Raw genomic sequence first — 11,493 nt, 5'->3', positions numbered from 1 at the left:
AACGAGCCCAACAACAACGCGAGGATGAAGCGTGACTTTAAAAACAGGCAAGTGGCTGCTTGCGATCGGTCTGACACTCAATCTATCGACAGCGGGCGCGACGATCATTCTGGATACGCCCACGACCTTGTCGGTGACCGAGGTGCTCAACGACAGCGTGACTCTCAATAACCGGGATGCGTCGTTGCTGGTGGGGACGGGCGGGGTGGTGCAACGGACGCGCGTCTATACGGGATCGGTGGATGTCACCGGTAACGGTCGCGTGATCGGCGGGATCTTGTTGGGCGGCGGTACGTCGATGGCTCGGCTCAGCGATCAGGCCACGATCTCCGGCGGGATCGGGTCTGACTTCGCGGCGAATTGGGACGATGAATCCAAATCCACCGTCAAGCTCTATCTGCAGGATCGCGCGACGGTCACTGGCAGCATCAACTACAGCGGTTACCTGCGCATCGAAGATCAAGCGATGGTTCTCGGCAACGTCACGAATGTCGTCAGCGGCAACGTTCGCATCGATATGACAGGCGGTCTGATTGCGGGTGGGGTCAGATTGGGCGCTGGCAATTCGATGGCGTTGAATCTGGACGGCGGCGCCATTCTCGGCGGCTTCAGCGCGGTGTGGGGCAATTTCGATCTGAACATGACGGGCGGCACCCTCGACGGTGGGCTGTGGACCGGCGCAACCGTCAACGCGGACATCAGCGGCGGGCGCATCGACGATGGCATTTTGATCCAATCGGAATATGGCTCGAACCATTTACGCATCACCGGCGGCCAGTTCGATACGGCCCTGGACAACTGGCTGTTGCAGTTCGCTGGCACCCATTACGAGACTGGCAATGCGAGTGGGTTACTCGAGATCTGGGGTGGGCAGTTTGGATACGCGGGCGCCGGCCAGGGCCTGATGATCGACGATCGGATGGACTTCTCTGTGTATGGGCGCGACCTCGTCTATAGCAACGGTTGGTTGACCGGCTACTTGATGGACGGCAGTTGGTTTAGCAACGCGCTCACGTTCGGCTCGCGATGGCAGGGAACATTCACCATCCACAATGTGCCCGAGCCGGAGACCCTCGCATTGTTTCTTGTGGGGCTCGTGGGCATGACCCTGGCACGGCGGAATAAAAAGAACCGGGCGTAGTCGAGAAGACTGGAATGGTGTCGGCCGGTCGTTTGCCGGCCGGCATCAGTTCCGTCGCCAACACCTTTGCTGTGCTAAGGTGTCGACTGTTGTTAGCAGGTCTTACGTGGAACGAAGCCCGCTTTGACGGGTCTTATCTGCTTTTGAGATGGTGCCCAGGAGAGGACTCGAACCTCCACGGATCGCTCCACTGGTACCTGAAACCAGCGCGTCTACCAGTTCCGCCACCTGGGCAAGGAAGGGAACGCGGGGCTTGCCCCGCAAGAGGCGCGCAATGTACCGATGACGTTTAGGGCTGTCAATGACAAGCCCGCGTTTTTCCCCCTGTGAATCCCTATGAAGTTAAGAAAAAAAACTCGTAAACCCAAAAAAACCTCCAAGCGCCCGGTCGTCCGTGCCGGCGCACCCGCCCGGCCCCGGGTCGCCCGCGACCAGCCAGGCATTCCCCAAGTACTGCAGGCCGCCGGTCGGCCGCTGGATTTCGACGAACTGGCCCAGCGCGCTCAGCGCAATGGCGCCTCGGCCCGTAAACGGCTGACCAAGGAGCTCGAGGAGCTGCTGCAGTCAGGCGCCATCATCCGCAACCGGCGCGATGAGTACTGCTTGCGTGAGCGGCTGTCGCTCATCGTCGGCACGGTCAGCGCCCACAAGGATGGGCACGGCTTCCTGATGCCGGACGATCGATCGGCCCCGATCTACCTCGCACCACGACAAATGGCCGAGACCATGCACGGCGACCGCGCCGCTGTGCGCGTCAGCGGCACCGATCATCGCGGCCGGCCGGAAGGCTCCATCGTCGAGGTGCTCGAACGAAATACCCGTGAGATCGTCGGCCGGCTGTACGACGAATCCGGCATCTGCTTCGTCGTGCCGGACAATCCGCGCATCGGGCACAAAGTGCTCGTACCTCGACAGCATCTGGGCCAGGCGCGGCCGGGCCAGGTCGTGCTGGTCAAATTGATCGAACAGCCCTCGAAGACGGCGCAGCCGCTCGGGCACATCACTCGAGTGCTGGGCGAGCATGCGGCGCCGGGCATGGAAACCGACATCGCGATTCACTCGCACGGTTTGCCGTTCGAATTCCCGCCCGAAGTGGTGACTGAGGCGGAAGCATTCGGTAACTCGGTGTCGGCGGCGGCGAAGCGCGGTCGTGAAGACTTGCGTGAATTGCCGCTCGTCACCATCGACGGCGAAGACGCTCGCGATTTCGACGATGCCGTCTATTGCGAGCCGTTGCGAGGCGGCAGCTGGCGCTTGCTGGTAGCCATCGCCGATGTCGCGAGCTACGTGGCGCCGAATTCAGCGCTGGATCGTGAAGCGACCTTGCGTGGCACGTCGGTCTACTTTCCGAATCGCGTGCTGCCGATGCTGCCGGAGGCGTTGTCGAACGGGTTGTGTTCGCTCAATCCCAACGTCGACCGGTTGTGCATGGTCTGCGAAATGCGCGTGAGCCCCGAGGGCAAAGTCACTCGCGCGACGTTCTTCGAAGGGCTGATGCGTTCGGCGGCTCGACTGACCTATACGAAGGTTGCGGCTTATCTCGCCAATCCCGCCGCCTCACATGCTCCCGAAGTGATGGCGGTGGGCTCACAATTGCAGAGCCTGTACGGCGTGTTCAAGGCATTGCATCGACAGCGCCTGCAACGGGGCGCGCTGGACTTCGATGCGCCCGAATTGAAAGTGAAATTCGATACGCAGGGTCGGATCGCCTCATTCGTCGAGGCACCGCGTAACGACGCGCATCGCCTGATCGAGGAGTGCATGATCGCCGCGAACGTGCAGGCGGCGCGCTTCCTGAAGAAACATCGCATCCCGACGTTGTTTCGAGTGCACGGTCAGCCCGAAGCGGATCGACTGGAACAGCTGCGTCAATTCCTGCAGGGCTTCAACATTCACTTGCCGACCGATCGAGACATCGAGCCGACCGACTTGAGCGAGGTGTTGCAACGGGCCGTCGGTCATCAAGAGGCGCATCTGATTCAGACGGTCGTGATCCGCTCCATGCCGCAGGCGGTGTATCAGCCGGAGAACATCGGTCACTTCGGCCTGGCGCTGTCCGAATACGCGCACTTCACGTCGCCGATTCGTCGCTATCCCGATCTGATGGTTCATCGTGGCATCCGGCATGTCCTGCGAGGCGGCAACGCGGAGACGTTCCCGTGGACGGCGGGCATGGTGGCGACGTTGGGGCAATCGTGCTCGTTCACCGAGCGCCGTGCCGATGAAGCGACGCGCGACGCGATGTCCTGGCTCAAGTGCGAGTACATGCGCGACAAGATCGGCGAAGAGTTCGACACCCTGGTCACCGGCGTGGTCGACTTCGGTCTGTTCGTGCAGATCAAAGGCCTGCAGATCGACGGGCTGGTGCACGTCAGCGCGTTGGGCGCCGATTACTTCTCGCGCGACAAGTCCGGCTATCGCATGGTCGGCGCGCGTAGCGGTCGCATCTTCCGCCTGGGCGATCATTTGCGCGTGCGGTTGATCAATGTGGTCATCGATGAACGTAAAATCGACTTCGAGCTGGCCGAGGCGGGCGGCGGTCAACGCATGGTGCGCGGACCGTGGCAGCGTCGACGCAACCAGCATCGAGGCGGACGATGACTGATTCCACGACGATTTTCGGACTGCACGCGGTTCGTACCCTGTTACAGCAACGGCCCGAGCGCGCCGCGCTGCTGATCCTGCAGAAGGGCAGGGAAGACGCGCGCATTGCCGAGGTGCTGAGGCTGGCCCAGTCCAAGGGCATCAAGACCGAGCTGCGCGATAGCAAAGAGCTGGATCGACTGGCCGGCGACGAGCGCCATCAAGGCGTGTGCTTACAGATTCGTAGCGTCGGCGTGCTGGGCGAAGGCGCGCTCGATGACTTGCTCGATTCAACCAAGGGAGCGCCGTTCCTCCTGGTGCTCGACGGCGTGCAGGATCCGCACAATCTCGGCGCGTGTTTGCGGACTGCCGATGCGGCCGGCGTAACGGCGGTGATCGTGCCGAAGGATCGCGCGGCGGGTCTGTCCGCAATCGTGCGCAAAGTTGCGTCGGGCGCCGCCGAAACGGTGCCGCTGATTCAGGTGACGAATCTCGCGCGCACGTTGCGGTGGTTGAAGGAGCGGGACATTTGGATCGTCGGCACCGACGATCAAGCCGAGCACTCGCTCTATGCGAGCAAGCTCACCGGGCCGCTCGCGGTTGTATTGGGAGCCGAGGGCACGGGACTGCGCCGGCTCACGCGTGAGAACTGCGACGCGCTGGTCAGCATCCCGATGCGTGGCGTCGTGGAGAGCTTGAATGTTTCCGTCGCGACCGGCGTCTTGTTGTACGAGGCCGTGCGTCAGCGTCAGTAGCGATCAGCTCGCCGTCTTGCGCGCTTTCACCGGCACGTACAGACGGCTCATGGTCGCGAGCGGATCGAACTTCTCCGGGTTCTTGGTCCGCATCATTTCTGCGAACGCTTCCGGCATCATCGCGGGGCTGCAGAAGAACCCTTGATATTGATCGCAGCCCAGCGAGCGCAGGAATTCCAGCTGCTGCTCGGTCTCCACGCCCTCGGCGATCACCTTCAGTCGCAGACTGTGAGCCAGCGAGATGATCGCTTGCACGATGGCGGCGTCTTCGGGATTCGCGACCACATCCTTGATGAACGAGCGATCGATTTTCAGCTTGTCGAGCGGGAAGCGGCGCAGATAGTTCAGGCTCGAGTAGCCGGTGCCAAAGTCGTCGATGGAAATATGCACGCCGATGCGGCTGAGCTGTTCGAGAATCGCCGCGGACTCGGCGGCGTTGTGCATGACCGCGCTCTCGGTCAGTTCGATTTCCAGATACGTCGGCTCGAGGTTGGCGCTTTCCAGTGCCGACTTCACGATGCTCACCAGATTCTTCTGCCGGAACTGCTGGGCCGACATGTTGATGGCGACGCGCACCGGCGTCATGCCGTTGACCTGCCACTGCCGCGCTTGCCGACAGGCTTCACGCAGTACCCATTCGCCGATCTGCAGGATGAGCCCGGTTTCTTCGGCGAGCGGAATGAAATCGCCCGGCGGCACCAGGCCGCGCTCCGGATGACGCCAGCGGATCAACGCTTCTGTGCTGCTGATGCGGCCGGTGGTGACATCCACTTTCGGCTGGTAATGCAATTCGAGCTCGCCATTGCCCAGCGCGCGGCGCAGGCCGTTCTCCAGCTCCAGGCGCTGCTGGGCGAAGGCGTTCATCGACGGCGTGAAGAATGAAAAAGTGTTGCCGCCCACTTTCTTCGAGTGATACATCGCCGCGTCGGCTGCAACCACCAGCTCCTCGGGGCGTGAGCCATCGTTCGGATAGAAGCTGATGCCGATGCTGGGCGCGGTGTGAATGTCCACCGACAGAATGTGGAACGGCTTGGTGAAGCAACCGAGCAGACGCTGCGCCAGGATCTCGATGTCCGCCTGGCCGTTGACTTCATCGGCAATCAGCACGAACTCATCGCCGCCGGTGCGCGCCAGCGTGTCGCTCTTGCGGAGCGTGCCGCGCAGACGATTGGCCACTTCTTTCAACAACTCGTCGCCGCCGTGATGGCCGAGCGAGTCGTTGATCATCTTGAACCGATCCAGATCGATGACCAGCACGGCAATGCGGCCTTCGCGCCGTTCGGCATAGGTGATCGCTTGCGACAGACGATCGTCGAGCAACAACCGATTGGGCAGCTCGGTGAGCGCGTCATGCGTGGCCAGATGGCGCAGGCGCGCGTTGGCATCTTCCAGCGCGACGGCATACTGACGCGAGCGCGATTCCAGATGCGCGTCGTACATCAGCAGAATCATCGTGATCAGCAGCACGCCGAGCGCGAAGCTGCCGATGAGCAAGGCAAGGAAGCCGCTGCTGGTGCTCGTGGCACCGATGCAATACGAGCCCGGCGCGAATCGCGAAGCGAACATGCCGGTGTAGTGCATGCCCGAGATGGCCGCGCCCATCACCAGCGACGCAACCATTCGTTGCAGGAGGATGCGCCACGAGGCGCCGCCTCGCAGCCGGAAGAACAGCCAGAGCGCGGCGAACGACGCCACGATCGCAATGACGATCGAGAGGATCAGCAGTTTCGGTTCATAAGTAATGAACGGCACGATGCGGATCGCGCCCATGCCGGAGTAGTGCATGGCTGCGATGCCCAGGCCCATGAGGACCGCGGCACCCGCTAGGCGAGGCAGCGTGCTTTGTTTCTGGCTCGCGATACTGAGCGCGAAGCCGGCCACGAGCATCGCGACGATCAGCGACAGTAGCGTCTTGCCGATATCGTAAGAAAGCGGGATCGGCAGTGTGAACGCGAGCATGCCGATGAAGTGCATGGACCAGATGCCGACGCCCATGGCAAAGGCACCGCCGGCGAGCCACATGCGCACGTAACGGCGCCGGGCCGTGGCCACGCGCGAGGCGAGGTTGAGCGCGGTGTACGACACGCAGACCGCTACCACGAACGATAGCGTCACCAGCCATGGATTGTAGGAACCGTTCACTATGTAAAGTCCTGCGTCCGGCAGGGTTGCCACCGCCGCTGGCTATAACGGCCGCTGCCGAATTGTCTTGACGCGGTCCAGCAACGAATCAGTGCGGGGCTGGCGGCCCGGTTCGGGGAAAGCCCTAACGGGCATTGCTTACATTTGCTTCGGGCGGGGCGCTCGGCTAGTATCCGCGGCCCTGTTGCGCCCCGGGGGCTTTCCCGTGGCGGGCAGTTTCTTTCCACTCCTTGCCGCACCTGGATTCTCGACCTTGGCGGCATTTCCATAAGGAGCAGCAATGCGACACTACGAGATCGTTTTTCTGGTGCACCCCGACCAGAGTGAGCAGGTTCCGGCCATGCTGGAACGCTACAAGAGCATGATCGCGGCCGGTAACGGCACCGTGCATCGCCTCGAGGACTGGGGCCGTCGGCAACTCACGTTCCCGATCGCCAAGGTCCACAAAGCCCACTACGTGCTGATGAACATCGAAGTCGACGGTAAGACGTTGGCCGAGCTCACCGGTGCGTTCCGCTTCAGCGACGCGGTCCTCCGCCACCTGGTCATCAAGATGGACAAGCCCGTCACCGAACCCTCGCCGATGGCGAAGGGCGACGAGGAGCGCGACGAGCGCTTCGCGCGTGACGACGAGGAAGAAGGCTCTTCCGCCTCGGCCTGATCCGTCCACTCACTTTTTAGAGGTTCGCCATGTCCCGCTTTTTCCGCCGTCGCAAGTTCTGCCGCTTCACTGCCGAAGGCATCGAGCAGATCGATTACAAGGATCTCGGCATCCTGAAGAGCTACATCACCGAGACCGGCAAGATCGTCCCGAGCCGTATCACTGGCACCAAGTCGCACTATCAGCGTCAGCTGGCGATTGCCGTGAAGCGCGCTCGTTACCTGGCGCTGCTGCCGTACACCGATCAGCACTAAAGAGTTTCGGGTTCCGTGCCCCGCCCGTGAAACCAAGGGGCGGGGCTGATACATGCACCGTGCAATTGCTGTCTGGCTAACAGGGCATCCGTGGCGCGCCGCCTTTGCGAGCGCCATGAGCGGAGCGCTTTCCCCGCAGCTGCCGCTGCCCTTCCTGGTGATTGCCGCTGCTATTGCAGTGCTGGTGGCGTTGCGTTTCGATCTACGCTACGCCGTCGGCATGGCATTCACCGCCGGCCTGTCGGCGAGCTGGGTGGTGCTGTCGCTGGCGCGGCCCGGTGGCTGGCTGGTGTTCGGGGTCGGCATACTGTTTTTCGGCCCGATGCTGTTGGGCTGGCTGCTGCGGCAGACCGGCTCGCTGAATCTGGCGTTCCAGGTCGCCTTGCTGAGCATGGCGGTGCTATTGATAGGGTTGTTCGCCGTGCTGCCCGATCCGGTCGGCATCTGGCGCGAGCAGCTCGAGCTGGCCTGGACCTCGATGGCCAAGGCCGGTCTGCAGATCGAAGGCGATCGCGAAGTGATCATTGCCGCCTGGGCGCGCACCATGTGGGGCGGGCTGGCGGCGCTGTCGCTGGGCACGGTGTTCGGCGCGGTGTTGTTGGGCAGATGGTGGCAGTCGCTGCTGGACACGCCCGGTTCGTTTGGTGTCGAGTATCGTCAGTTGCGCCTCGGGCGCGCGATGGGAATCGCGACCACGGTGTTGTTCATCGTGGCGCTGCTGACCGACTCGGCGCTGGTGGCTTCGTTGGCCTGGGTGGCATTCGCCGCGCTGGCTTTTCAGGGGCTCGCGGCCGCCCATCGCAGCAAGGCGGTCGGCCGGCTGGATCGCGGCTGGCTGGTGGCGATCTATGTATTGCTGATCGTGCTGCCGGTGACCTCGTTCGTCGTGCTGATGCTCGCGATCTGGGGCTTTGCGGATAATTGGCTGCGTCCTCGGACGCGTAGTGCTTAGTTAGAGGATAAGGCTGTGGAAATCATTCTGATGCAGAAGGTTGCCAACCTCGGCAACATCGGTGACAAGGTCAAGGTCAAGGCCGGCTACGGCCGCAACTACCTGCTGCCGCAGGGCAAGGCCACGCTGGCCACGCCGGAAAACGTCGCCAAGTTCGAAGCCCGTCGCGCCGAGTTCGAGAAGGCCGCGAAGGAAGAGCTGGCCAGCGCCCAGACGCGCGCCGCCAAGCTCGAAGGCTTCAAGCTGTCGCTCACCGCGAAGGCCGGTGGCGAAGGCAAGCTGTTCGGCTCGGTCGGTAACAGCGACATCGTCGAAGCGCTGAAGAAGGCCGGTCACACGGTCGAGCGCGCCGAAGTGCGCATGCCGAACGGCCCGATCCGTCAGGCTGGCGAGCACGTCGTGCAGCTCCACCTGCATACCGACGTCAACGTCGATCTGCCGGTCGTGATCATCGGCGAAGAATAATCTTCGCCGTTACCGATGGCCGAAGCCGACAAAAAGGTTTCGTTCGCGGGCTCGCGTCGTGCCCGCGATATGGATCGAGATCGAGACACATCGGTAGACGACATTCGCGTCCCGCCTCATAACATCGAGGCGGAGCAGGCCGTGCTCGGCGGCCTGATGCTGGACAACCGCGTCTGGGACAACATCGCGGACCGCATCGTCGCCGACGACTTCTATCGTCGCGATCATCAGATCATTTTCGAAGCCATCGCCGAGCGCGGCGCGCTCGGTGAGCCTTCCGACGCCGTCACCCTCTCCGAATGGCTGGAACGCAAAGGCACGCTGTCCGAAGTCGGCGGCCTGCCTTATCTCGCGCAACTGGTTCGTGACACGCCCAGCGCCGCAAACGTTCGAGCCTATGCTGATGCAGTCCGCGAGCGCTCGACACTTCGGCAACTGATCTCTGTCGGCGGTGAAATCGCCAACGGCGCCTACGATCCGCAAGGCCGCGCGTCTGCAGAGATCCTGGATGAAGCCGAGCGGCGCGTGTTCGAAATCGCCGAGAGCCGCAACAAGACCGGCTCGGGCTTCGTGCCGCTGCGAAATGAAGTCGGCAAGATCATCGATATGATCGATACGCTGTCGCAGAACCCCGGTGCGATCACCGGTCTGTCGACAGGGTTCAAGAAGCTCGATGAAATGACCGCCGGTCTGCAGAAGGGCGATCTCATCATCGTCGCCGCCCGTCCCTCGATGGGTAAGACCACGTTCAGCCTCAACATGGCGGAAAACGCCGCCTTCGGCCCGAAGCAGGCCCGGGTGGGCGTGTTCAGTATGGAAATGGGTCGCGAGCAGCTGGCGTTCCGTATGGTGTCCTCGCTCGGGCGCGTCGATCAAACCAAGCTGCGTACCGGTCAGCTCGATGACGACGACTGGTCGCGCGTGCAGATGGCCATCTCGATGATGAAGTCCTCGCACATCTTCATCGACGACACGCCGGCGTTGTCTCCTACCGAAGTGCGCGCCCGCGCGCGGCGCTTGAAGCGCGAGCACGGCCTCGATCTGATCGTGGTCGACTACTTGCAGCTGATGCAGGTGCCCGGCAACAAAGAAAACCGCACCGCCGAGATTTCCGAGATCTCGCGCTCGCTGAAGGCGCTGGCGAAAGAGTTGTCGGTGCCGGTGATTGCCCTGTCGCAGCTGAATCGCGCGGTGGAACAGCGCACGGACAAGCGACCGGTGAGCTCGGACTTGCGCGAATCGGGCGCTATCGAACAGGACGCGGACATCATCATGATGATCTACCGCGAAGAAGTTTATAACCCCGAGACGCCGCGCAAGGGCATCGCCGACATCATCATCACCAAGCAGCGTAACGGTCCGACGGGTGACATCGAGCTGACCTTCCTCGGCAAGTTCACCAAGTTCGAGAACTACGCGCCCGAGGCGGCCTTCGGCGACGGACCTTTCTAGTGAGCTTTCCGGTTGCGACCATCGATGCCGCGGCACTGCGCAGTAACCTGGCAGTGGTGCGACGGATGGCGCCCCGTTCTCGTGTCATTGCTGTCGTCAAAGCGAATGGCTACGGCCATGGAATGATTCGCGTCGCTCGCGCGCTCGCGGACGCGGACGGTTTGGGTGTTGCTCGTCTGTCCGATGCGGCGGTGCTTCGCGAGGCCGGCGTGACTCAGCGAATCCTCCTGCTCGAAGGCGTGTTCGGTGTCGAGCAATTCGAGCTCGCCGCCAACAAGCACTGTGAGATTGTCATTCATTCCGCCGAACAGCTCGACGTGCTGGAGCAGTTCGCCGGATCGCATCGCTTTACCGTCTGGCTGAAACTCAACAGCGGCATGAACCGGCTCGGCTTTCGCGTCGAGGATTTCGCCGCCGCTCATGCTCGATTGCAGCGCTGCTCCGCCGTCAGTCAGATTCGAGTGATGACTCACCTGTCTGCATCGGAAGAGCGCGGTCATGTCACCGCCACTCAGCTGAAGATCTTCGACGATCTGGTCGCACCGCTCGGCCACGAGCGCAGTGTGGCCAACTCCGCCGCTGTCATCGGCTGGCCCGAGGCGCATCAGGATTGGGTGCGGCCGGGGTTGATGTTGTATGGCATGTCACCCATGTCGAACCAGACCGCCGCCGAATTCGGTCTGTGTCCCGCCATGACGCTGTCGACGCACCTCATCGCCGTTCAAAACATCGGCGTCGGCGAGCCGGTGGGTTACAACGGTATCTGGCGTGCACAACGTCCGTCACGCATTGGTATTGCAGCCATTGGTTATGGCGATGGCTTCCCGCGTGGCACGCGCAATGGGGCGACGGTGTTGGTCGGCGGGAAGGAAGCGCCGATCGCCGGGCGCGTGTCGATGGACATGATTTCCATCGATATCACCGATCTGCCCGAGGCGAAGGCGGGCGACGAAGTAATTGTTTGGGGCGCGGGGCTGCCGGCGGAGCGACTGGCTCCCTATGCTGACACGACATGTTATGAGTTGGTCTGTCGGGTCGCGCAACGAGTAACATTGAAAGACGCGGCGCAACGCTGATGTCTACGTAAA

At 62.4% G+C, this 11,493-nt stretch carries 10 protein-coding genes and 1 tRNA gene; 9 read left to right on the top strand and 2 right to left on the bottom strand.

What is annotated here, in order from left to right:
• The first annotated feature begins 31 nt into the window (after window positions 1-31).
• Window positions 32-1,141: a PEP-CTERM sorting domain-containing protein gene (locus ACFPN2_RS37495; RefSeq protein ID WP_380606317.1), complete on the top strand. Its 1,110-nt coding sequence runs from the start codon at window positions 32-34 to the stop codon at window positions 1,139-1,141.
• Between the two features lie 149 nt (window positions 1,142-1,290).
• Here ACFPN2_RS37495 and ACFPN2_RS37490 read toward each other — a convergent pair.
• Window positions 1,291-1,375, bottom strand: a tRNA-Leu gene (locus ACFPN2_RS37490).
• A gap of 102 nt (window positions 1,376-1,477) precedes the next feature.
• On the opposite strand from ACFPN2_RS37490, the gene rnr reads away from it, so the two are divergent.
• On the top strand, window positions 1,478-3,742 hold the full coding sequence (rnr, locus tag ACFPN2_RS37485) for a ribonuclease R (RefSeq protein WP_380606315.1): 2,265 nt from the start codon (window positions 1,478-1,480) through the stop codon (window positions 3,740-3,742).
• Window positions 3,739-4,479, top strand: a complete 741-nt coding sequence (gene rlmB / locus ACFPN2_RS37480; protein WP_380606313.1) for a 23S rRNA (guanosine(2251)-2'-O)-methyltransferase RlmB — start codon at window positions 3,739-3,741, stop codon at window positions 4,477-4,479. Before rnr ends, rlmB begins: the two co-directional genes overlap by 4 nt.
• 3 nt (window positions 4,480-4,482) lie before the next feature.
• On the opposite strand, the gene ACFPN2_RS37475 is transcribed toward rlmB, so the two are convergent.
• Window positions 4,483-6,624 carry a bifunctional diguanylate cyclase/phosphodiesterase gene (locus ACFPN2_RS37475; RefSeq protein ID WP_380606763.1) on the bottom strand — a complete coding sequence of 714 codons (2,142 nt, stop codon included), beginning with the start codon at window positions 6,622-6,624 and terminating at the stop codon, window positions 4,483-4,485.
• A gap of 277 nt (window positions 6,625-6,901) precedes the next feature.
• Between ACFPN2_RS37475 and rpsF the strand changes: the two genes are divergently transcribed.
• The 6 genes from rpsF to alr all read left to right on the top strand — a co-directional run bounded on the left by rpsF (window position 6,902) and on the right by alr (window position 11,481).
• Complete coding sequence (rpsF, locus tag ACFPN2_RS37470) at window positions 6,902-7,282, top strand: 30S ribosomal protein S6 (protein ID WP_380606311.1); 381 nt, start codon at window positions 6,902-6,904, stop codon at window positions 7,280-7,282.
• Window positions 7,283-7,311: 29 nt separating this feature from the next.
• On the top strand, window positions 7,312-7,536 hold the full coding sequence (rpsR, locus tag ACFPN2_RS37465; RefSeq protein ID WP_129642833.1) for a 30S ribosomal protein S18: 225 nt from the start codon (window positions 7,312-7,314) through the stop codon (window positions 7,534-7,536).
• Between the two features lie 115 nt (window positions 7,537-7,651).
• A complete protein-coding gene (locus ACFPN2_RS37460) occupies window positions 7,652-8,488 on the top strand; it encodes a hypothetical protein (RefSeq protein WP_380606308.1) in 837 nt (278 codons plus the stop codon).
• A 15-nt stretch (window positions 8,489-8,503) separates the two neighbouring features.
• Window positions 8,504-8,953 carry a 50S ribosomal protein L9 gene (gene rplI / locus ACFPN2_RS37455; RefSeq protein ID WP_380606307.1) on the top strand — a complete coding sequence of 150 codons (450 nt, stop codon included), beginning with the start codon at window positions 8,504-8,506 and terminating at the stop codon, window positions 8,951-8,953.
• Between the two features lie 69 nt (window positions 8,954-9,022).
• Window positions 9,023-10,405, top strand: a complete 1,383-nt coding sequence (dnaB, locus tag ACFPN2_RS37450) for a replicative DNA helicase (RefSeq protein WP_380606761.1) — start codon at window positions 9,023-9,025, stop codon at window positions 10,403-10,405.
• Complete coding sequence (gene alr / locus ACFPN2_RS37445) at window positions 10,405-11,481, top strand: alanine racemase (protein WP_380606305.1); 1,077 nt, start codon at window positions 10,405-10,407, stop codon at window positions 11,479-11,481. The genes dnaB and alr overlap by 1 nt, the downstream gene beginning before the upstream one ends.
• Window positions 11,482-11,493 lie beyond the last annotated feature (12 nt).

Source organism: Steroidobacter flavus (assembly GCF_042651805.1).
GTDB classification, from domain to species: domain Bacteria; phylum Pseudomonadota; class Gammaproteobacteria; order Steroidobacterales; family Steroidobacteraceae; genus Steroidobacter; species Steroidobacter flavus.
This window is presented reverse-complemented; position numbering and strand designations above follow the sequence as displayed.

What these genes read in the sequence shown, in the direction of transcription:
- rlmB (WP_380606313.1), top strand. Translation starts at nt 3,739, where the DNA reads ATGACTGATTCCACGACGATTTTCGGACTGCACGCGGTTCGTACCCTG.
- dnaB (WP_380606761.1), top strand. Translation starts at nt 9,023, where the DNA reads ATGGATCGAGATCGAGACACATCGGTAGACGACATTCGCGTCCCGCCT.
- rpsF (WP_380606311.1), top strand. Translation starts at nt 6,902, where the DNA reads ATGCGACACTACGAGATCGTTTTTCTGGTGCACCCCGACCAGAGTGAG.
- rnr (WP_380606315.1), top strand. Translation starts at nt 1,478, where the DNA reads ATGAAGTTAAGAAAAAAAACTCGTAAACCCAAAAAAACCTCCAAGCGC.
- ACFPN2_RS37460 (WP_380606308.1), top strand. Translation starts at nt 7,652, where the DNA reads ATGAGCGGAGCGCTTTCCCCGCAGCTGCCGCTGCCCTTCCTGGTGATT.
- rpsR (WP_129642833.1), top strand. Translation starts at nt 7,312, where the DNA reads ATGTCCCGCTTTTTCCGCCGTCGCAAGTTCTGCCGCTTCACTGCCGAA.